Origin of the sequence: Flavobacterium selenitireducens (assembly GCF_014748335.1) — a bacterium.
Lineage (GTDB): Bacteria > Bacteroidota > Bacteroidia > Flavobacteriales > Flavobacteriaceae > Flavobacterium > Flavobacterium selenitireducens.
Genome location: NZ_JAAVIY010000002.1, coordinates 222129 through 243182, shown reverse-complemented (window position 1 = coordinate 243182; position 21054 = coordinate 222129). Strand labels below are relative to the sequence as shown.

At 48.9% G+C, this 21054-nt stretch carries 17 protein-coding genes; 10 read left to right on the top strand and 7 right to left on the bottom strand.

What is annotated here, in order from left to right:
• Positions 1–175: 175 nt before the first annotated feature.
• From atpD to HC229_RS04630, 5 genes are all read left to right on the top strand, one after another.
• The gene (gene atpD / locus HC229_RS04650) at positions 176–1684 is read left to right on the top strand and encodes a F0F1 ATP synthase subunit beta (RefSeq protein ID WP_191019297.1); all 1509 of its coding nucleotides are present in this window, start codon (positions 176–178) and stop codon (positions 1682–1684) included.
• A 102-nt stretch (positions 1685–1786) separates the two neighbouring features.
• Positions 1787–2068 (top strand): F0F1 ATP synthase subunit epsilon, encoded by a 282-nt coding sequence (locus HC229_RS04645; RefSeq protein ID WP_191019296.1) that lies wholly within the window; start codon positions 1787–1789, stop codon positions 2066–2068.
• 179 nt (positions 2069–2247) lie between these two features.
• Positions 2248–3729, top strand: a complete 1482-nt coding sequence (locus HC229_RS04640) for an ankyrin repeat domain-containing protein (protein WP_191019295.1) — start codon at positions 2248–2250, stop codon at positions 3727–3729.
• Positions 3729–4211: a DUF2271 domain-containing protein gene (locus HC229_RS04635; protein ID WP_191019294.1), complete on the top strand. Its 483-nt coding sequence runs from the start codon at positions 3729–3731 to the stop codon at positions 4209–4211. Before HC229_RS04640 ends, HC229_RS04635 begins: the two co-directional genes overlap by 1 nt.
• A 9-nt stretch (positions 4212–4220) precedes the next feature.
• On the top strand, positions 4221–6413 hold the full coding sequence (locus HC229_RS04630; RefSeq protein ID WP_191019293.1) for a PepSY domain-containing protein: 2193 nt from the start codon (positions 4221–4223) through the stop codon (positions 6411–6413).
• Here the strand turns inward: HC229_RS04630 and HC229_RS04625 are convergent.
• The 5 genes from HC229_RS04625 to HC229_RS04605 are packed head-to-tail and all read right to left on the bottom strand — an operon-like array spanning position 6410 to position 8166.
• Positions 6410–6685 (bottom strand): hypothetical protein, encoded by a 276-nt coding sequence (locus HC229_RS04625; RefSeq protein WP_191019292.1) that lies wholly within the window; start codon positions 6683–6685, stop codon positions 6410–6412. The genes HC229_RS04630 and HC229_RS04625 overlap by 4 nt on opposite strands.
• Entirely contained in the window at positions 6676–7212 is a 537-nt protein-coding gene (locus tag HC229_RS04620; protein WP_191019291.1) for a DUF3667 domain-containing protein, read from the bottom strand. The genes HC229_RS04625 and HC229_RS04620 overlap by 10 nt, the downstream gene beginning before the upstream one ends.
• Before the next feature lie 42 nt (positions 7213–7254).
• Complete coding sequence (locus tag HC229_RS04615; protein ID WP_191019290.1) at positions 7255–7440, bottom strand: hypothetical protein; 186 nt, start codon at positions 7438–7440, stop codon at positions 7255–7257.
• The gene (locus HC229_RS04610; protein ID WP_191019289.1) at positions 7430–7657 is read right to left on the bottom strand and encodes a helix-turn-helix domain-containing protein; all 228 of its coding nucleotides are present in this window, start codon (positions 7655–7657) and stop codon (positions 7430–7432) included. The genes HC229_RS04615 and HC229_RS04610 overlap by 11 nt, the downstream gene beginning before the upstream one ends.
• Positions 7657–8166, bottom strand: coding sequence for a DUF2975 domain-containing protein (locus HC229_RS04605; protein WP_191019288.1), 510 nt, complete (start codon positions 8164–8166; stop codon positions 7657–7659). The genes HC229_RS04610 and HC229_RS04605 overlap by 1 nt, the downstream gene beginning before the upstream one ends.
• Before the next feature lie 272 nt (positions 8167–8438).
• Between HC229_RS04605 and HC229_RS04600 the strand changes: the two genes are divergently transcribed.
• On the top strand, positions 8439–9578 hold the full coding sequence (locus HC229_RS04600) for an aminotransferase class I/II-fold pyridoxal phosphate-dependent enzyme (protein ID WP_191019287.1): 1140 nt from the start codon (positions 8439–8441) through the stop codon (positions 9576–9578).
• Between the two features lie 68 nt (positions 9579–9646).
• On the opposite strand, the gene HC229_RS04595 is transcribed toward HC229_RS04600, so the two are convergent.
• Positions 9647–10726 (bottom strand): AI-2E family transporter, encoded by a 1080-nt coding sequence (locus HC229_RS04595; RefSeq protein WP_191019286.1) that lies wholly within the window; start codon positions 10724–10726, stop codon positions 9647–9649.
• 170 nt (positions 10727–10896) lie between these two features.
• Between HC229_RS04595 and bioD the strand changes: the two genes are divergently transcribed.
• The 4 genes from bioD (at position 10897) to HC229_RS04575 (ending at position 14638) form a co-directional block, all read left to right on the top strand.
• A complete protein-coding gene (gene bioD / locus HC229_RS04590) occupies positions 10897–11517 on the top strand; it encodes a dethiobiotin synthase (RefSeq protein WP_191019285.1) in 621 nt (206 codons plus the stop codon).
• Positions 11514–12788: an adenosylmethionine--8-amino-7-oxononanoate transaminase gene (bioA, locus tag HC229_RS04585; protein ID WP_191019284.1), complete on the top strand. Its 1275-nt coding sequence runs from the start codon at positions 11514–11516 to the stop codon at positions 12786–12788. The genes bioD and bioA overlap by 4 nt, the downstream gene beginning before the upstream one ends.
• Positions 12789–12864: 76 nt before the next feature.
• Positions 12865–13461: an SET domain-containing protein gene (locus tag HC229_RS04580; RefSeq protein ID WP_191019283.1), complete on the top strand. Its 597-nt coding sequence runs from the start codon at positions 12865–12867 to the stop codon at positions 13459–13461.
• A 22-nt stretch (positions 13462–13483) separates the two neighbouring features.
• Complete coding sequence (locus HC229_RS04575; protein ID WP_191019282.1) at positions 13484–14638, top strand: beta-ketoacyl synthase N-terminal-like domain-containing protein; 1155 nt, start codon at positions 13484–13486, stop codon at positions 14636–14638.
• Positions 14639–14908: 270 nt separating this feature from the next.
• Here the strand turns inward: HC229_RS04575 and HC229_RS04570 are convergent, their stop codons facing one another.
• Positions 14909–21034 (bottom strand): Ig-like domain-containing protein, encoded by a 6126-nt coding sequence (locus HC229_RS04570; protein ID WP_191019281.1) that lies wholly within the window; start codon positions 21032–21034, stop codon positions 14909–14911.
• Positions 21035–21054: the final 20 nt, after the last annotated feature.

Genomic DNA, 21054 nt, shown 5'->3' with positions numbered 1-21054 from the left:
TCTTTTGTTTTATGGAAATGTCAGTGCGTTTTATGAAGTTGCGTACAATCGTCAATTTTAACCGATTTTTTTCAGTAAAACCTATTGACTTGCTATTTCAAAAAACTATCTTTGCACTCGAAAAAAAGAAGGTCATTTAGAAAACCTAAACGGCTATTTAATAAATACATAAGCAATGTCGAAAATAACAGGAAAAGTTGCTCAGATCATCGGACCGGTAGTTGACGTAGTGTTCAGCGGCGATGTAGAACTCCCAAAAATTTACGATTCACTCGAAATCAAAAAAGCAGACGGTACGTTGTTAGTACTTGAGGTTCAGTCACACATCGGTGAAAATACGGTGCGTACCATTTCGATGGACTCGACTGACGGTTTGAGCCGTGGCTTCGAAGTTGTCGGGACAGGAAACCCGATCAAGATGCCAATCGGACCGGATGTTTACGGACGTCTTTTCAACGTTATCGGAGATGCTATCGACGGTCTTGGCGACTTGCCGCGCGATGGAGAAAACGGAATGTCGATTCACCGCCAGGCGCCTCGTTTCGAGGATTTGTCGACGTCTTCTGAAGTACTCTTTACCGGAATCAAAGTTATCGACCTTATCGAGCCTTATGCAAAAGGTGGAAAAATCGGTCTCTTTGGAGGTGCCGGTGTAGGTAAGACGGTTTTGATCCAGGAATTGATCAACAACATTGCAAAAGGTCACGGTGGTCTTTCGGTATTCGCAGGAGTAGGTGAAAGAACGCGTGAAGGAAACGATTTGCTTCGCGAGATGCTTGAGTCAGGCATTATCAAATATGGCGACGAGTTCATGCACTCTATGGAAAATGGAGGTTGGGATTTGGCCAAAGTTGACAAAACCCTTATGCGTGAGTCGAAGGCGACTTTCGTATTCGGACAGATGAACGAGCCACCTGGAGCACGTGCACGTGTTGCGCTTTCAGGACTTTCCATCGCGGAGTATTTCCGTGACGGTGCTGGTTCAGACCAAGGAAAGGACGTTCTTTTCTTCGTTGACAACATCTTCCGCTTTACGCAGGCAGGTTCTGAGGTTTCGGCACTTTTGGGTCGTATGCCGTCTGCCGTTGGTTACCAACCGACGTTGGCTACTGAAATGGGTGCGATGCAAGAGCGTATCACCTCTACAAACAAAGGGTCGATCACATCTGTACAGGCGGTTTACGTTCCTGCGGATGACTTGACGGATCCGGCTCCTGCTACGACATTTGCCCACCTTGATGCTACAACGGTATTGTCTCGTAAGATCGCCGAGCTTGGTATTTACCCGGCGGTTGATCCACTCGATTCGACTTCGCGTATCTTGACTCCGCAAATTTTGGGTGACGAGCATTATGCATGTGCGCAACGCGTAAAAGAAATTCTACAGAAATACAAGCAATTGCAAGATATCATCGCGATTCTTGGTATGGAAGAATTGTCTGAAGAAGATAAATTGTCCGTATCGCGTGCACGTCGCGTCCAGCGTTTCTTGTCTCAGCCGTTCCACGTTGCTGAGCAGTTTACAGGTATCCCTGGAGTTTTGGTAGACATCAAAGACACTATCAAAGGATTCAACATGATCATTGACGGTGAACTCGATCACTTGCCTGAAGCTGCTTTCAACTTGAAAGGAACTATCGAAGATGTGGTTGAAGCTGGTCAGAAAATGCTTGCTGAAGCGTAAATAGTTGATAGTTGATAGTTGTTAGTTAATAGGTGATGGTGTTCGATGTCCGTCAACTAACAACTAATAACTATCAACAACCAACAACCAACAACTAAAAATATGACATTAGACATAATTTCTCCCGAAGCCACGCTTTTCTCAGGCGAAGTTACAGCCGTAACATTGCCGGGCGTTGACGGAAGTTTCCAGATATTGAACCATCACGCTCCCATCGTTTCGATTTTGAAAGCGGGAGATGTGAAAATCCAGGCGAACAGTTTCCATTTCGCTAAAGAAGTGGCGGGCAAATTCGTCAAAGTTGACGAAAAGACGTATACGTTGGCCGTAACATCCGGGACTATCGAGATGAATGACAATAAAGTAATCGTTTTGGTTGACTGAAAACGATTCACTGAAATACAAAGCCGGGCATTGTTCCGGCTTTTTTTATGGAATTAGGTGACCGGAACACACAATTTTCCCGAATCTGACCTAAACTCAAAATTTTCAAATTTTAACCAATTATACTCTTTATTTAGAATCGTTCTTCTTAATTTTGTCGCGTCCGAAAAATCACGACGATGTACTCAAAATCAACTCTATTCCTTGCAATTTTCCTAGCACTGACCGCTTTTCAGGCGGACGCACAAAATATTTTCCTTGACCGCGCCTATTGGAAAGCGGCGCCATCTGTCGCGACGGTCATAGCCGACGAACAAAAAGGCAACGACGCTACCCAACTAAACTCCAACGCGTTCGACGCCACGGTTTACGCCATCTTGGAAAAAGCGCCGATGGAAACCATAGAATACCTGCTGTCAAAAAACGCGAACGATGTCAACAAAATCACTCACGACGGACGAACTTATCTGTTTTGGGCAGCCTATGCCGGAAATACGGATCTGATGCAATCCCTAAAGAAAAAAGGGGCCAAGACAAATCTACAGGACGATCACGGCTACACCGTCCTGAACTTTGCCGCCGCAAACGGCCAACTTGACACCAAAGTGTACGACCTGTGCATCGGCTATGGCGCAAACCTCAAGAAAGACCTCGATCACGATGGTGCGAACGCTTTGCTGCTGGCTTCCGGAAGTGCGAAAGACATGACGCTCATCGACTATTTTGCCTCTAAAGGTGTCGATTTGAAAAGCAAAGATGCAAACGGAAAAACGGCGCTCGACTACGCAGCGAAAAGCGGGAATCGGCAAATCATGGAGCAGTTGCTCAAAAAAGGCGTAATGTTTACCGATCATGCGATGATTGCGGCAGCGCAAGGTTCGCGGTCGAATACGAATAAGCTAGCAACCTATCAATTCCTCGAATCGAAAGGCGTCAAGCCGACGGCAAAAGGCGTCAATGGGGAAAATGCGCTTCACTATATCGTCCGCAAGGAAAATCAAGCCGATGTGATCGCTTATTTCCTGTCGAAAGGCGTCGATGTAAACCAGGCCACCAAAGAAGGAAATACGGTGTTGATGAACGCGGCTTCTTCAAATCCGGACGTGAGTTTGGTTAAGACGTTGGCGGAAAAAACCAAGAACATCAACGCCGTGAATACCAAAGGCCAAACGGCACTTGCGATGGCCATCCAGAACAATTCCCCTGAAATTGTCGCATTGGTGCTCGAAAAAGGCGCAAACGCTAATGTCAGCGATGTTGACGGAAACAACCTTTCGTATTATCTCATACAATCTTACAATCCTAAAAAAGCCGGGGATTTCGACGCAAAACTCAAAATGCTGGAAGCAAAAGGCATCGACATAAAAAGTCCTCAAAAAAACGGTAACACCTTATACCATTTAGCAATTGCGAAAAACGACCTCAACCTGCTCAAAAAAGCCAAAGATTTCGGAATTGATGTCAATAAGAAAAATGCCGAGGGTATGACTGCTCTGCACAAAGCGGCAATGATGTCCAAAAACGACGAAGCGCTCAGATTCCTGGTCGCAGCCGGTGCGAAAACATCCGACAAAACCGACATGGACGAAACCGCCTACGATCTGGCTTCAGAAAATGAAGTCCTCAAACAAAACAAAGTCTCCATCGATTTCCTCAAATAATGAAAAGTATAGTCAAAATCCTTAGCCTGTTTGCGATACTGGTTTCCGCAACGGCAACCGCCCAATCCGAAAAGTACAAATGCATGGTGCAAATGTCCAATTATCCCGGTGAAGGCGCTTACATAACGGTTTCGCTCGTCAACGCTAAAGGCGAATACGAACAAACGCTCTATGTGATGGGGCGCGACAAAAAATGGTATCCCGACCTCAAAGAATGGTGGACATTCCAAAAGGCGAAAAAGCAAAACATCACGGCAATCACGGGAGCTTCGATGGCAGGCGGCGATCGGTCAGTGAATGTGCTGGAAATCGACAAAAAGAAAATCGATGCGGGTTACACGATCCGGTTTGAAACAGCTGTCGAAAACCAGAAGTACAACGTAAAAGACATCGAAGTGCCGCTTACGTCCGAAAATATTTCGGGAAAAACCGAAGGCAACAACTACATCCGCTATGTGCGCCTGATGCCGAATAAAGATTAAGAAAATACGATGACGATTTCGATTTGGAGATACAGCCACCTCGCTTTGGCCGTATCTTCTTTCCTTTTTATATTGCTTGCTTCGGTAACGGGTTTCATTTTGGCGTTCGAACCCGTATCGGACAGCTTAAAACCCTACGCCGTGAGCGGTCTCGACCAGATTTCGTTGGCAGAAACCGTCGCGCTCAGTCAAAAAAATTATGAGGAAATCCTCGAGCTTAAGGTCGAGAAAGGAAAATTCGTAACAATCGATGCAATGGATTCCGAAATGGAAACCGTCAAAGCCTACATCGATCCGAAATCGGGAAAAATTCTCGCGAGAATCGAACCTCAAAGTGAATTTTTCCAATTTGTCACCATACTTCACCGCTCGCTTTTCCTGCATGGCATCGGCCGTTTTTTCGTCGGATTGACGGCGTTCCTGCTGTTTCTGATCGCACTGACCGGAAGTATTCTCGTGGTCAAACGCCAGCGCCAACTGACAAAGTTTTTCTCGAAAGTCGTGCGCGAGAACCAATTTCAATACTATCATGTCATCTTTGGCCGCATCTGGCTCGTTCCGATCCTGATCATCTCGATAACGGGCGTGCTGCTGACGTTCAACGAATTTGGTTTTTTGGAAACACCGAACGTTGCGCACAATATCGATTACGAAAAAGTCAAGTCCGAACCTAAGCGCGAAGTCTCGGATTTTCCGGCTTTCCGCGATATTCTGTTGTCCGATGTCGTCTCGGTTGAATTTCCGTTTTCGGACGATGCCGAAGACGCCTTTACCGTAAAACTTGCTCAAAAGGAAATCGTCGTCAGCCAATTCACCGGGGAAATTTTAAGCGAACACAAACATCCGGAAATCAAAAATTACCTCACGCTCGGCCTCGATTTGCACACCGGACGCGCCAACGTGATCTGGGCTTTGATTTTGGCAGTGGCGTGCGTCAACATCGTCTATTTCATTTACTCGGGATTTGCGATGACGCTAAAGCGCCGACGTGGTAAAATCCGAAATAAGTATAAGAAAGAAACAGCTGAAATCATAGTGTTGGCGGGATCGGAGAACGGGAGCACGATGGGTTTTGCCAAGGCGTTCCATCTTTCGCTGATACAATCCGGACAGAAATCACACTTCGCCGAATTGAACGACTACGCAACATTCCCGAACGCAAAACATATAGTGGTGATTACCGCAACTTACGGCAACGGGGAAGCGCCGACCAATGCCAAAAAAGCGCTCTCGGCCATTCGCTCAAAATGGCAGGATCATACCGTACATTTCTCGGTTGTCGGTTTTGGTTCGCACGCTTATCCCGACTTTTGCCAATTCGCGCACTCCGTCTACAACGAAATGTCGCGGGAGGAACGTCTCAAACCGTTTCTCGAAATCCGAACCGTGAATGACAAATCTATCGCAACGTTTACCGAATGGGCCAGCGAATGGTCGAACAAAGCGAACATCGGACTTGACCTGAACCTTAATTCGGTTACTGAAAAACCTCGGAAACTACAAAAATTTACCGTCGTCAAAAAAACAGATTCCGACGTCGGAAACGCGTTCGTCGTGCAACTCGAACCCAAAAAAAACCGACATTTCCGGTCGGGCGACTTGCTCAATATTTATCCCGCGGGCGATCATCGCGAACGACAGTATTCGATTGGAAAAGTCGGGAAATCGATACAACTCAGCATCAAGCGACACGAATTCGGTTTGGGATCGACGTTTTTTTACGATCTCAATGTCGGGCAAACCGTGACGGGCCGCATCGTACCCAATCCCGAATTCCACTTTGACCAGAAGGCAAAATCAACCATTTTAGTGTCGAACGGAACCGGAATCGCGCCGTTCCTGGGCATGATTGACGAAAACCTTCTCGAATCTGAATGCCATTTATACTGCGGCTTCCGTAATTCACGATCGTTTGAGCCGTATCGCGACTTCATCGAAACCAAAATCCGATCGAGGAAACTCTCGAAGCTCAACCTGGCGTACTCGCGTGAAGGCGAAAAATCGTATGTGAAGGATTTGCTCGCGCGCGACGCCGATTTTGTTGCCGAATTATTGAAATCCGGTGGACAAATCCTCATTTGCGGATCGCTTCCGATGCAAAACAACGTACTCGAACTATTGACCGGAATTTGCGAAAACGAGCTCAAGAAACCGTTGAGCCACTTTCAGTCGTCCGGACAGGTCAAAATGGATTGTTATTAAGCGATAAGTCCCCAAAATCCGGTGCGGATGTAAATTCCGATAAGCGTCGTGGTCAATACGATCCACAGGAAAACGGACGCGAAACTCGCCAACAATGGCAACACGATCCGCCTCTTGCGACCTTTTTCCATGAATCCGAAGTAAAAAAACGCCCCGTATCCGATCTGGAAAAGCAACAGGACTCCCGAAACGTAATCCCGCTTTATCCCGATCAGGCTTGCAATTGCCACCAACAACGCATAAATCATCAGGCAAAACCCGATCATGTACATTCCCGCGACAAGATGTTCGACATAATTGTATCGCGACCTGGTGTAAAACAAAAGAAAACGAAGGCGCTCAACGGCAGCGAAGCCAGCGCGACAACATTCGAATAGCTGCTTATGAACGGTGTCACCTTTGCTTTTCGTTCGTAAACGCTCAATTGATGGGCACGTTCCTGAGTATCCTTGATTTTGGACAACACCGTTATGTTTTCCCGGGAAATGTCCGTGCGTTGGAGCGGATTCCATGTAGATGATATCACCAGGATCGCGGCGATGATAAGAAAGAAGTTCAACGGAGGAAAATACTTGCGCCTCCGACCTTCGACATACTGGCGCGCGACACTTCCCGGCTTGGAGCCCAAATCGGCGATCAAGGAGAAAATTCCCTTGTCCGCGTGCGTAAAGTAATGAATGGAATCATGGGCGATTTCGTGCCAGCTCAAGCGGTGCAGATCGGACTTTTGCCCACAACCCGGACAAAAACCGAAATCGGCCGCCAATTCGCGATCGCAATTCCTACATACGGAAGCCATAAGTGACTGTTTCCCCGAAATATACGAAAATGCGGCTTTCGCTTACAAACTGTCGTTTTTCTTGGAGAGAACTTTATATGCGATGAATCCGAAAACACCAATCTGGAAAAACATGGCAAACGCCAGCATCAGGCTCGCATGTTCGACGCGTTGGACTTTCATAAGGGTCGCGCCAACGGTAAACGCGCAAGATAATGCGAGTAAAATAAAGACATGTTTAGCTTTCATCTGAATCAGGTTTGGATGGGACATATTCGATAATATCGGAAGGTTGGCAGTCGAGCACTTCGCAAATCGCCTCGAGCGTCGAAAAACGGATCGCCTTTGCTTTCCCCGTTTTGAGAATGGAGAGATTGGCCGTCGTCATCCCGATGCGGTCGGCTAATTCGTTGGACCGCATCTTGCGCTTGGCCAACATGACGTCTACATTGATTATTATCGGCATTAAAGTGTCAAATCGTTTTCTTCCTTCAAATTTTTGGCAATCTTGAAAACCTCGCTCAAGACCATAAAGAACAACGCCAAAGCTACGGACAAAATCCCGGAGTCAAAACTTCCGATCTCGAGATCAAGCCCCACTTTTTCATGTACGATTGCGCGATAAATGAACGAAGGCACGCCGTAAACGAACGTTGAGATCAACAAACACCATCCGATGTAACTGAAATTCCGGACGACCTCATCGGTAAAAATCTCCCGTTTCACGAACGATTTCACGTTACGCCTCAGCAACTGGATCGCTTTTACGAAAAGTGCTGCCGCAATCAACCAAAAAACGAGCAGCGAACGAGCGCCCCAATTGTCCACCATGAGATCTTTGCCATTGACTTTGAGGTTCATTGGTTCTTCGCCGAAAAGCGCGATCATCACAAAAATGCAAACGGCGCCAAATGACAGAATTCCGAAAAAGAAAAAGAGATCGAGCAGTGTTTTTAGAATGTTGAGTTTTTTCATATTGTCGATTATTGGTTTCAGCAAATGTATAAATATTATCGAATAACAATAATTAATTATCAAAAAACTTTTAAAAATTATTTCTTTGGTAGCCTTTCCTTCGCTTGCTCTTAGCTTTTTTACCACCCGCCTTTTTGTTGCGCGGCTTGCGTGGCTTCCTTTGGTCGCCCGCATCCACGACAAAAAATAGCGGTTGTCTGCAAAAGGCTAATTCGCGCTTCGGGGCTAATGAACCCATTTTCACGCTAACGCCAATTTGCCTAATTTTACGCATGGATTTCCCGAAAAAACTACTGGACAAACTCGAAAAACGCGCACAGGAAAACGCAATACGAACGCTGTCGTCCGCCGATTTCCAGTTTGACTTCTGCTCGAACGACTACCTTGGCTTTGCGCATTCCCGCGAGATTTTCGACGAAACACACGAGTTCCTTATCCGACAACAAACGCTTACAAACGGCTCGACGGGTTCCCGCCTCATTTCGGGAAACCATCATCTTTACGACCAGGCCGAAACTTTTATTTCGCAATTCCACCTAAGCGAGTCGGCTTTGATGTTCAACTCCGGTTACGATGCCAACATCGGTTTTTTCAGCAGTGTTCCCCAACGCTCTGACGTTATTTTGTACGACGAATTGTGCCACGCTTCCATTCGCGACGGAATCGGTCTTTCGCGAGCCAAAGCGTTCAAGTTCGCGCATAACGATCTCGAAGAACTCGAAGCGCTTGCCACGAAATTCAAATCCGGAAACACAACTATCTACGTAGTCACCGAATCTGTTTTTTCGATGGACGGCGACTCGCCCAACCTCGAGGAACTGACGCGAATTTGCGCCCGTCACGACTGTTTGTGCGTCATCGATGAAGCGCACGCGATTGGCGTTTTTGGTGCTCACGGTTCTGGCTTGGTACAACAGCTCGGTTTGGAAAACGCCTTTTTCGCCCGGATCATCACGTTTGGCAAAGGTTTGGGTTGCCACGGAGCCGCGATTTTGGGATCGGTTCGATTAAAGGAATATCTCGTGAATTTCGCCAGAAGTTTCATTTATACGACGGCACTACCGCCACATTCGGTCGCGACGGTAATTACCGCTTACAAACGTTTACAAACGACAACAAACGTTAGCGAACTTTCGGAAATAATTTCGCATTTCAATCGCGAAAAAAACCGGCTGTCACTAAAACCAATGTTTGTTTACAGCAAATCGGCGATTCAATGTGCGGTAATTCCCGGAAATGAGCGCGTGAAATCGGTAGCCGAAAAGTTACAGGAAAAAGGGTTCGGCGTGAAGGCCATTTTGTCGCCAACCGTTCCCGAAGGTCAGGAAAGACTGCGCATTTGCCTGCACAGTTACAATTCCGAACAGGAAATTTCAGACTTGCTCGAAAACCTTCGCGACCTTCTGTTCTGACCCAATTTTCAGTGATGCCTGAAATCTTCAAATCAGCGTACGATGTCGGCATAAAATCCAAACTTGAATTACGTCTTGCGCTTGCGAAACCAGCGATGGTCTTCTTCCCCGAACAAATAAGCGTAAGGCTCAGTTTCCGGACTCAATTCAAACAGTTTCTTCAGGATTGCGATCGTCGGGATAATCAAGATCATTCCCGGAATTCCCCAAATCATGCCGCCAATAAGCAGTCCGAGAAAGGTAACGAAAGCGTTCAGGCTGACGTTAGCGCCTGTGATACGCGGCGTCAGATAGGCACTCTCCAAAAACTGGATCAAGGTAAACGATACCACGACCGCCGCAGGATAAAACAGGTTGTCCTTGGTCAGCAATGCGAACAGAAACGGAAGGATGGCGCCAAGGGCCGGGCCGAGATACGGAATGATGTTGAGTGCGCCGGCGAGCATCCCGAAGAAAATCGCGTGTTTGATTCCAAGCGCAAACAAAACGCCAGTGTTGACAATGCCAAGTATCAGCATCACTTTACCCGCCCCGATAAGATAGTTGTGCACCACTTTTCGCAATTCAGCGATCTGTTGGAGCAAATCCGAATCTTTTTGGCTGCGAAAAACCTTGCTTACAAAAACCGCAAAATGATCGCGGTAAATCAGCAGGAAGAAAATAAAAACCGGCAATAAAATAATGTCAGAAAGGGTACCGAGCGCTTTGAACAGGAAATCGGTAAGCGCCTTGTCTTCCGATTGTACGAGGCTGAACATCTTTTTGAGCTCGAACCCGCGCTCCATCTGGATGTCGAATCCGGTATTTTTCTGAATCCAGCTATCGGCTCCGGAAACCAACGAATTGAGGTTGGCTTCCATATTGGCCTCGACGTCATCTGCGAAATTCCCTACTTGCGTGACCACGAAGTACAGGAATCCGATGAGGAATATAGAGGCGATCAGCAAGGCGATGAAGGCGGCCAGCGATCGCGGTATTTTTCGTTTTTCGAGGCGGTTGCAGAACGACGTCAACAACATCGCGACATAACCCGATATCATTAGGGGAATCAGGATTTTTTTAGCCATGACCATAAAAAAGACAATGATGATGATCAGCAGCGAAAGAAAGACGAATTTTATATAAGGCGGGACAAAAGCTCGGTTCATTTGTGTCGTGGTTTGCAATTAAATGTACGCGATTTTCTTTGAGCTGACAATTTCGGCCGTCGCATTGGATTAATAACACGTCGGAAAAGTTAAATGACGACCCAATTGTCGGTAGCGTTAAAAACCCGACAACAAACGTTTGCAAACGACAACAAACGTATCTTTGCCGCATGAAGTTTTTTATCACCGGAAGCTCGACCGACGTGGGAAAAACCGTCGCTTCGGCTATCGTCACACAGGCACTGGAAGCCGATTACTGGAAGCCCGTCCAGGCCGGCGACCTTACCAATTCCGACAGTCACAAAGTGGCCGCTTACGTCTCAAACGCCAAGACCAAGATCCATCCGAATTCTTACGCGCTGAATACGCCGGCAAGCCCGCATTGGTCCGCAGAAATCGACGGCGTCCGAATTGACGTTTCCAAAATTGCTGAGCCCGAAATCCAGAATGAACACCTCGTCATCGAAGGCGCCGGTGGTTTGCTCGTGCCGCTTAACGAATCGGAGACGATTGCAGATTTGATTCGGCCTGATTACCAGGTGATCGTGGTATCGCGTCATTACCTGGGCAGCATCAGCCACACATTACTGACAATCGAAGCGCTTCAAAACCGTGAAGCGCGTATTGCCGGAATTATATTTTCGGGAGATGAAAATCCGTCAACGGAAAAAATCATACTGGAAAAAACCGGGTTGAAGATGATTGGACGCATCGAAACCGAACCCTATTTCGATAAAAATGTGATTGCCGAATACGCCGACAAATTCCGGGAAAACCTGCTCAAATCATGACATTACAAGAAAAAGACGAAGCGTATCTCTGGCATCCGTATACGCAGCACAAAACCGCAAAACCGCCAATTGTGATCGCCAAAGCCGAGGGCGCGCTCGTTTGGGACGTCGAGGGCAAACAATACGTAGATGCGATCGCTTCGTGGTGGGTGAATCCGTTTGGACATTCGAATACATTTATTGCCGACGCGATCTACAAACAACTCACGACGCTCGAGCACGTACTTTTTGGCGGATTTACCCACGAACCGGCGATACAAGTGGCCGAACAGCTGCTCGAAATGTTGCCTGGGAACCAAAAAAAAGTGTTCTTTTCAGATAATGGATCGACCGCCGTGGAAGTTGCGATCAAAGCATCATTGCAATATTTTTACAACAAAGGCGGGTTTCGCAAGACGATCATAGCATTTGAAGATGCGTTTCACGGCGACACTTTTGCGGCAATGGCAGCGAGCGGGATTTCGTTGTACACCCAAGCTTTCAAGGGCATGTTCATAGACGTCGTCAGGATTCCCGTTCCGGTTCAGGGAAAACAGCAAGCGTCGTTCGCGGCGTTGAAAAATGCGATCGCGGAAAATCAATGCGCGGCCTTCATTTTCGAGCCGTTGGTATTGGGAGCGGCGGGAATGGTCATGTACGAAGCACAATATCTGGATGAGTTGATCTCGATTTGCAAAGCGAACGATGTGCTTACAATTGCAGACGAAGTCATGACAGGCTTCGGTAAAACCGGAAAAAATTTCGCCTGTGACTACCTCAAGGAGCAGCCTGATGCCATTTGCCTGTCGAAAGCATTGACCGGAGGCACGATCCCGATGGCAATCACAACGTTTACCCAACAAATTTTTGATGCTTTTTATTCGGACGACATCAACAAAGCGCTGTTCCACGGCCATACGTTTACGGCGAATCCTACGGGCTGCGCTGCGGCTTTGGCGGCGTTTGAGCTACTGAGATCGAAGGAAACCCAGCACAATTTATGGCGCATAACCGAATACCACCGACGCAATTCAGGTCGGCTAGGCAACCATCCGAAAGTAAAGACGCTGCGGATTCTCGGTACGATCATGGCCCTTGAAATCAAGACGGAAGGAGAATCGGCCTATTATGGGGAATTGCGCAACAAGTTGTACGATTTTTTTATTCAAAACGGCGTAATCCTACGTCCCGTGGGGAATATCGTATATGTCCTGCCGCCATACATCATGCCGGACGAACTGTTGGATCAAGTTTATGACGTGATTTATCGCGCTCTCGAGGAAGTTGCGTAAAACCTCAAAACATTGTGCTGACTTTAAGAATTGACGGTTCGGAATGCGTTAACTTTAATACGCAAATTTTATGATTATGATTCATCCGGACACCGAACTTCGTTTTATCAGTGACACTATCGGGTACGGCGTCGTGGCCACGAAGTTTATCCCGAAAGGTACGATTACCTGGGTTCAGGATGATTTCGACCAGTCTTTCACGCCCGAAAATGAACGCCTTCTCTCTCCGGAGATGCGCGCCCAGCTCACCAAATATTCGTTTACCAATTCCAAAGGCGAAAAGGTCTTGTGTTGGGACAATGCAAAATATGTCAACCACAGTTTTCGGCCGAGTTGCATGAGCACGGCTTACGATTTCGAGATTGCCATTCGCGATATCCAACCCGGCGAACAATTAACCGACGATTACGGCTATCTCAATGTCGAAGAACCGTTCGAAGCGGAAGACGAAGGCACCGACCGCAAAATTGTATATCCCGACGATCTGCTGCGGTTCCATAGGGACTGGGACGGCATGATTGCACAAAATCTACCTGAAATCAAGAAAGTCGCGCAACCGCTCCAGTCTTATATAGACGAAGCCACTTGGTCTGAATTTTCGCAAGTACTTGACGCAAAGGCAGAACTGAAATCGATTTTGACCTGTTATTTCGATCCTGGGAAAAATCGGTGATTTTGGCGTAATTTTGCGGCAGATGTTCACACCGGTCTCCATAGTTTCGATTGCTTCGGTTTCTCCTTTGGGCGATTCCGAGGCCGCCGTTTGGCAAAGTTATAACTCCCAAAAGCACTTTTTCACCAAATCCGATTTCAACGGAAATGAAGCTTGGGGCGCTTTCCAGTCCGACAATATAAAGTCGGAAATCGAACTGTTACGGAACGCCGACAACAAATACCGTTCGTTGGACGACTCGGTTTTGTTTGCGATCGCGGCGTCGAGGAAAGCGGTTGCGAAAGCCGGATGGGCTCGAAATGACGTGTTCGGGATCAACATCGGGTCTTCGCGGGGAGCGACGAACCTGTTTGAGAAACATTTCGAAAGTTTTCTTCAAAACGGAAAAGCGGCGACTTTGGCTTCACCGACGACGACTTTGGGCAACATCTCCTCTTGGGTAGCCCACGATTTACAGTCGGCCGGGCCGGAAATATCGCATTCGATTACGTGCTCGACGTCGCTTCACGCGCTTTTGAATGGGATCGCCTGGCTTAATTCGGGAATGTCCGATAAGTTTTTGGTCGGCGGAAGCGAAGCACCACTTACGCCATTTACCGTTGCCCAAATGCGGGCGCTCAAAATCTACTCTGCAGAAAAAGATGATTTCCCGTCTCGCGCCATGGATTTCAACAAACAGAAAAACTCCATGATTTTAGGCGAAGGCGCGGCAATTTGTTGTTTGGAGAAAGGAATTTCAGATAAAGCGATCGCGATTATTTCCGGGATCGGATACGCTACGGAAGTTCTCGAACACAACACGTCGATCTCTACCGAGGCGGATTGCTTCCAAAAATCGATGAAAATGGCTCTTGGCGAAGCAAATCCGACTGAAATCGACGCCATCGTCATGCATGCCCCGGGTACGATCAAGGGCGACCTGACCGAATTCCGCGCGATCGAAAAAGTCTTTGGCAATCACAAGCCGTTACTGACCACCAACAAATGGCAAACCGGGCATACGTTTGGCGCCTCGGGAATTCTAAGCGTTGAAATGGCGGTGATGATGCTCGAAAAACAGCGGTTCCTAGACGTTCCTTTCGGCGAACCGCAACAACCGCGCATGCTGAAAAAAATTATGGTCAACTCGGTTGGATTCGGCGGCAATGCGGTAAGTGTCATTATCGACTCGATTTAGCAATCCGCTTGGTCCTGATTTGCGCTTACTTAACAAATTTTCCGGTTTTTCTGTACCTGAAATCGCGTCTGATTTTTTAGGGATAAACATCGGCCCCTTCCCTGAAGGTAATTTCGTCAATTTCCCGTTAGGCGATGTATATAAAAACCGTCCTTATTCTTAAAAATCCTCATTCGCAAATCAATCCGAAACTTCAGGATCGATTCCAATAAAAAATCCCGCCAACCAGACGGGATTTCCTAAACTAACAACTATAAAACAACCTAATATTTAATACATGATGACCTTTTTGGTAATGACGGCATCGTTGTCCAAAGTAACTTTTACGATGAGCACCTGGGCGGCCACGTTCAAGTCTTTGGTGCTGAACAGAGTCGTGTCGATCAAGTTTTTATCGTAGATCTTTTTACCCGTAAGGTCGAAAATCTGGACCTCGGCCATGTTGTAATTACCTGAGCTGATCTCGATATGCTTGTCGACTTTCACGATATAAACGCTGTTCGCGTCCGGCGTATGCTCTCCTTCTCCGAGCGAACCGTTCTGGAAATGGATCTCGAAACGGCTGTTGAACGTTCCGGTCGCTGTCGTGAACGAATAGCTTCCTTCCGAGAGGTTGTGATAACTCATATCGGTTTTGTCGAGCAAGTAGATGGCTTGTCCGGCGAACAATCCGTCGAAGTTTTCGAGTGCGATCGTGAACGTTCCGGCTACAGATGATTTGTATCCGACCGGAATCACATCCGAGGCATCGAAAGGCAATGCGCGACCTTGAATCGAAAGCTTGCTGTCGCCCAAAAGCGTATAGAGGCTCACGAAGTTGCCTCCGTTGAACACCGGGCCGTCGAAAAGGCGATCCATTTCGTTGGTCGCATTTTGGATGTATCCGACAAGCATTTCATCATAGGCGCCGTCGTTATTGTAAAAGTTCAACCAAAAACGATGCTTTTCGAGCCCTTCCGTTTGCGTAATTGCGGTCGAGGCATTGGCTGCCGGCTTGAAAAACTCATTGTTTTGTCCCGCTACACGCATCGCATTGCGGAATGTTGCAAGATAATTCCCATTGGCCAATCCTGGTTTCGTCTCGATGAAAAACCCTTGTCCGGACGCTACTTTGCCGGTTGGCGTAACGCCTCCCGAAACAGCGGCACTCGCCGTTTTGACGCCTCCCGTCAAATTGTATTTGGCGTAATCGTCTGCCGTGTAATTGTATTGAGCGTTACCGGGAATGCTGGCACTCACGGCCGTGTTGTGCGTCCACAGATAGATTGTCCCGTTCACCAGACCAGCGTTTGCCGGATCGGTAATAAACAAATCGATGTCAATCGCCGACGGATACGGATTGCCCAGCAAGTTAAACGTTCCTGCCCCTTTTGTGAGCGGGGCCGATACGACGCCTGAATTCATTATGCCTGTAAAAGTGGCGTTGTAAACTCCATGTGTTGCGTTGGTCAGGCTCCATCCCGCAGGTGCACGGACGATATATCCTCGTCCCGGTGCCATGCTTTCGTTTCCGTTCAGGTGGGTGATCCAACTGTTGGTAGCCGGGTTGAAACTGTAATATTTGTCGAAGCGCGTCAATGGCGAAAGGTTGAAAAGCGTCCAGTTATGAACCGGGGACGACCAATACGTGAAGTCGAAGCCTTTCATTGGCGCAGTATTTCGCTTAATCGTTGCCGGACCCAAGTTTACGGCGTCGTCTTCGACCTGTACGATGCTTCCGGAATTTTCCACAACTATATTAGATCCTTGCTCGACTATGATCTCGCGCTGTACGATCAGGTTGGCATTCGGTTGAACCGTAATTACCGCGTTGTTCGTCACCTGGCAGGCACACGCGTTTACCGTCGATGTAATATTGAGATTGGCCGAAACCGTAATCGGCGTTTGGGAAGTAGGCGTTCCGCTCCACGTCCCGTTATATACTACAGTCGGTAAAATCGTGATCACAACCGGAGCGGTGTAGACCTCAGGACAACCCGCGTTCTGCACGACGGCTCGAAAATATCTCGTGGCCGGAACGTTTCCGATCTGGGCCGATGTCAACGTCGCATTTGTATTGCCGATGTCGGTCACGCCCGCGGTAAACGCTGAATTGGTTGCGTATTGCCATTTGACTACGTTTCCGGTATGTCCGGATAAAGTAATGTCCTGTGGAATGGCGTTGCGGCAGATAATTGTCGACGGTGAATTCAATGTTCCCGCAACTGCCGGGCTTCCGACTGTTATCGTAGTATAAATCGGAGCGGTCGTCAATCCGCAAAGCGCGTCACGTCGGCGAACCCAGTATGTCGTCGTCACCGATGGCGTAACGGTGATTGATGCAGCCGTTTCGCCTGTAATGATATTGCTTCCGACAGTTCCCGTTCCCCATTGAAAAGTGCCGTTGGTTCCTGTTGTCCCTCCAGTGGCTGTAAGTGTTACCGATGCGCCTCCGCACGATGTAGTGCCGCCATTTACCGCCGTTGGAGCCGTCGAGGCGATGTCGGTTTTGGTGAAATCGAGTTTAAGGTTGGCCCCGCCTGCATTTTCCCTGACGCGCACTTCAATCGTTGAAGTCGTGCTCAAGTTGAAACTTCCCGTGATGACGCCGTTGTTGCATCCGCCGCCTCCGCTCCAGTTGTCGCAACTGAAAACGAGGTCGCCGTCTACGAACACGCGCACCTGGTCGTCCCAATTGGCGAGTGCCAAGGTGTAAGTGCCGCAGGTAAAGCCGCGCCTTTTGTAGACAAACGTAAAGTTGTCCACGGGAATCGGACATCCGACCCATCCGGCAGCGCTCGAAGGCGAATTTTGATTGTTCCAGCTGTTCGTGCCGTTTTGCGTATCGATGTTGAGATCGGACGAGACATAATATCCGGCGTATACCGCTGTAGCAAGGTTGATGTCGCCGGTGGAATATCCGTAAACGTTCCATTGGTTCGCACCGAATACGGTCGGGTTACCCGCCGGAGCCGTTATGTTTATCGTCGTTGTCGCTTCAGATGAATATCCGGAACAAGGCGATGTCAACGCTCTTCTTACCCAATACGTCGTGGTGACAGTCGGCGAAACGTTGATCGTCGCTCCTGTCTGTCCTGCGATGATGTTGGTTCCGACCGTTCCCGTTCCCCATTGGAACGTATTCGATCCCGAACCTCCGACCGCTGTCAAGGTGTATGTCGATCCCGAGCAGGCAGATGCCGATGGCGCTCCGTTTATCGAAGTCGGACCCGCGGCAGGAGGCACGATTGTGATAGTTCTTGTAGCATGACCGCTCGTGGTGTTACAAGGAGATTCGTCCCTGCGGCGCACCCAGTATGTTGTAGTCGCGGTCGGGCTGACGGTTATGGAAACACCTGTTTCGCCTGTAATGACATTGTTTCCGACAGTTCCCGTCCCCCATTGGTAGCTTCCAGTGGTTCCCAAGGCGCCTCCGTTTGCGGTAAGCGTGGTACTCGAGCCGAGACAGATCGTGTTAAGGCCCGTTACGCTCGTTACGTTTGTGGACGCCGTGTGGACGGTAACGGTGAAAAACACTGCAGCTGACGTCGTCGCGCAACCGTTGTCAATGGTGCGCACCCAATACGTCGTCGTGATGGTCGGATTGACATTAAAGGTATTCCCGTTTTGGGTGCTGATGACATTGTTTCCGGGAGTATTTCCCGTGCCGAATTGGTATTGGCCGTTGCTTCCCAACGTGGCTCCCGATGCCGTTAGCGTTGTCTGTGTTGCGGAACACACGGGCGAGGTTGCGGAAAGCGAGGTTGGGCCTGACGATAGTGTCGTTACATTGATGACGATCGTCGGACCTTGGGTTTGTGTGTTGCACGGAGCCGGATCTACTCTTCTGACCCAATATACGGTTTGAACCGTCGGATTTACGACAATGGAAGCCCCGGTTTGGCCCGAAATCACATTCTGGCCGACGGTATATCCTGTTCCCCAATTGTAAACCGATCCCGTTCCGACCGTACCGCCTGAGGCCGTCAACGTGACGTTCGCACCGCTGCAAACGTTCGTGCTCGAAGCCGTCAGGGTCGTAGGAGTTGTAGAAGGCGTAGCGACCGTCACGGAATAGGTCACACCTGTTGTATATCGGTTACAAACCGGATCGTAAGCGCGCACCCAATAGGTAGTGGTCGCAGTCGGGTTGATATACATATTGTTGCTCGTAACGCCGCCGATTGCATTACTGCCTACGGTTGCTCCCGTTCCCCATTGATATTGGCCGTTGCTGCCGAGCGTCGCACCTTGCGCGTATAAAGTCGTTCCGCCTGCTCCCGCGCAAATTGGCGATGTTCCCGTAATGGAGGTCGGAGCGGTTGGCGCAACATATGTGTTCAAGGTATAGAAAACAGCGTTCGTCCCAGGACATGTTCCCTGGTCAACGAGGCGTACCCAGTACGTTGTCGTGGCAGCAGGACTGACGTTTACCGTAGCGCCCGTGGCTCCCGCGATCACATTCTGGCCTGGCGTATTGCCCGTTCCCCATTGGTAAACGCTTCCTGTCCCGGGTGTTCCGCCCTGAGCGGTAAGCGTGGTGGTGGTATTGGCACAGACCGTTCCTGCTCCTGAAATGCTCCACGGCCCGGTTGAGCCTTTATAGACGACAGCCGTTACGCCATCTGTGTAGAGGTTGCAGGTTGGGTCGTATCTCCTGACCCAATAAGTTGTGGTCGTGTTCGGGTTGACGTAAATGCTTTGCCCTCCGTTGTTGTTGAAGATGTTATTTCCGATAACGTTGCCGGTTCCCCAAACGTACTGTACTCCATTGGCCGCATTTCCTCCGACAGCGTTCAACGTGACGCCGCCGTCTGTGTTGCACAATGAGGGACTTCCTGAAATCGAGGTTGGGGCCGTCGAGTAATTCGTGCAAGCGACATAACTGAATGTGACGCGTGTGTCTCCGTTTCTCTCGTAAAATTCGATGACGAAATCCCGGCTTCCGCTAAGGAAAATCGAAGCGGTTTGGGACGATTGATACGAATGGTCCGCCCAATTAGACAAGACCCAGGTTGCGCCACCGTCCATACTGAAGCGATAGCCGTCGTCTCCACCAACGGTAAAGGTATAATACCCGGCCATCCAGACCTTGTTCATCTTGAACCGGATCGCAAAATTGCTGGGTTGCGCCTCGCAAAGATTTGCCCCTGTCAAAGCTGCCGCACCAAGGTTCATGTCGAATTGCTCCGGCTGGGTAATGTAGCCGCGATACGTAGAGGTAAACGCATTGGTTGGCGGGTTATTCCCGTTGATGGTAGAATAAACGTAGCCGGTCCAGGCGTTATTTCCGTATGAAACCTGATCGCCCGCCGGTGGCACTACGTTAACGTTAACTGTAACCGCAGTTGTTCGGCCGCAATTTCCGGCATTGATACGTCTTACCCAATACGTCGTGGTCGTATTCGGACTGACAGTTATGGAAGCTCCGGACTCTCCCGAAATCGTGTTCGACCCAATGACAGAGCCGGTTCCCCATTCATAAACCGATCCCGGGGCATGCGTTCCGCCAGTCGCGGTGAGCGTCGTACTGTTGTTCAAACAAATGGTGGTATTGCCAGAAATGGACGTCGGAGCCGTCGAAGCAGCCGTAACTGTAACTTGTTGGCTTACAGCAGTAGTTGTAACCGTGCACGGAGCCGGATCTATCCTCCTGACCCAATAAGTCGTAGTCGTAGCCGGACTGACAGTTATCGAAGACCCGGTCGCGCCGGCGATGACGTTATTGCCAACCGTTCCTGTTCCCCATTGGTAGACACCGTTTGTTGATATGTTTCCGCCGGTAGCGAAAAGCGTGGTGGAATTTCCGGCACAGATTGCAGTCGTACCAGTGATAGCAGTTGGTGCCGTCGACGGATTCGGGCATAGCGAGTACGAAAAGCTGACGTGATATTGTCCGCCTTGGTCGTAGCTTTCCAAGACCATATCGGTTGAGCCATTGAGGTAAATAGTGGCTGTCGTTGTCTGGTAACTATGGTAATTCCAGTCGGACATAACCCATGTTGAACCGCCATCAATACTTAGACGGACGCCGTCGTCACCTCCTATCGTTACAAGATAATATCCCGAGGCGAAATTTTTCCGCATCCGATACCGAATTGAAAACGAATCCGGGTAACTGCCGCAGACGGTCGAAGCCGTTGGTGCGGCGTTGACGAGATCCCAGTCGAATTGCTCAGACTGCGTTACATAGCCGCGATAAGTCGAAGCCTGAAACGCGTTTTGCGGAGGATTGTTCGTGTCGAGCCCTGAATATACGTAGCCCCGCCATGAATCGGCAGGATAAAACGCTGGATTTCCTGGAGGTGAGCCCGGACATTGCGCTTTGGCGGCGAAGACGAAAAGAAAGATCATAACTCCTAAAAGCACCCAAAGTATTTTTTCGGCAGAGTTTTCCTTAGAGTAGTTTGTTTTCATAGATTGAGGTTGAAATGGTA

Coding starts and splice junctions, on each gene's coding strand:
- atpD (WP_191019297.1), top strand. CDS start 176: ATGTCGAAAATAACAGGAAAAGTTGCTCAGATCATCGGACCGGTAGTT.
- HC229_RS04645 (WP_191019296.1), top strand. CDS start 1,787: ATGACATTAGACATAATTTCTCCCGAAGCCACGCTTTTCTCAGGCGAA.
- HC229_RS04640 (WP_191019295.1), top strand. CDS start 2,248: ATGTACTCAAAATCAACTCTATTCCTTGCAATTTTCCTAGCACTGACC.
- HC229_RS04635 (WP_191019294.1), top strand. CDS start 3,729: ATGAAAAGTATAGTCAAAATCCTTAGCCTGTTTGCGATACTGGTTTCC.
- HC229_RS04630 (WP_191019293.1), top strand. CDS start 4,221: ATGACGATTTCGATTTGGAGATACAGCCACCTCGCTTTGGCCGTATCT.
- HC229_RS04625 (WP_191019292.1), bottom strand. CDS start 6,685: ATGTACATGATCGGGTTTTGCCTGATGATTTATGCGTTGTTGGTGGCA.
- HC229_RS04620 (WP_191019291.1), bottom strand. CDS start 7,212: ATGGCTTCCGTATGTAGGAATTGCGATCGCGAATTGGCGGCCGATTTC.
- HC229_RS04615 (WP_191019290.1), bottom strand. CDS start 7,440: ATGAAAGCTAAACATGTCTTTATTTTACTCGCATTATCTTGCGCGTTT.
- HC229_RS04610 (WP_191019289.1), bottom strand. CDS start 7,657: ATGCCGATAATAATCAATGTAGACGTCATGTTGGCCAAGCGCAAGATG.
- HC229_RS04605 (WP_191019288.1), bottom strand. CDS start 8,166: ATGAAAAAACTCAACATTCTAAAAACACTGCTCGATCTCTTTTTCTTT.
- HC229_RS04600 (WP_191019287.1), top strand. CDS start 8,439: ATGGATTTCCCGAAAAAACTACTGGACAAACTCGAAAAACGCGCACAG.
- HC229_RS04595 (WP_191019286.1), bottom strand. CDS start 10,726: ATGAACCGAGCTTTTGTCCCGCCTTATATAAAATTCGTCTTTCTTTCG.
- bioD (WP_191019285.1), top strand. CDS start 10,897: ATGAAGTTTTTTATCACCGGAAGCTCGACCGACGTGGGAAAAACCGTC.
- bioA (WP_191019284.1), top strand. CDS start 11,514: ATGACATTACAAGAAAAAGACGAAGCGTATCTCTGGCATCCGTATACG.
- HC229_RS04580 (WP_191019283.1), top strand. CDS start 12,865: ATGATTCATCCGGACACCGAACTTCGTTTTATCAGTGACACTATCGGG.
- HC229_RS04575 (WP_191019282.1), top strand. CDS start 13,484: ATGTTCACACCGGTCTCCATAGTTTCGATTGCTTCGGTTTCTCCTTTG.
- HC229_RS04570 (WP_191019281.1), bottom strand. CDS start 21,034: ATGAAAACAAACTACTCTAAGGAAAACTCTGCCGAAAAAATACTTTGG.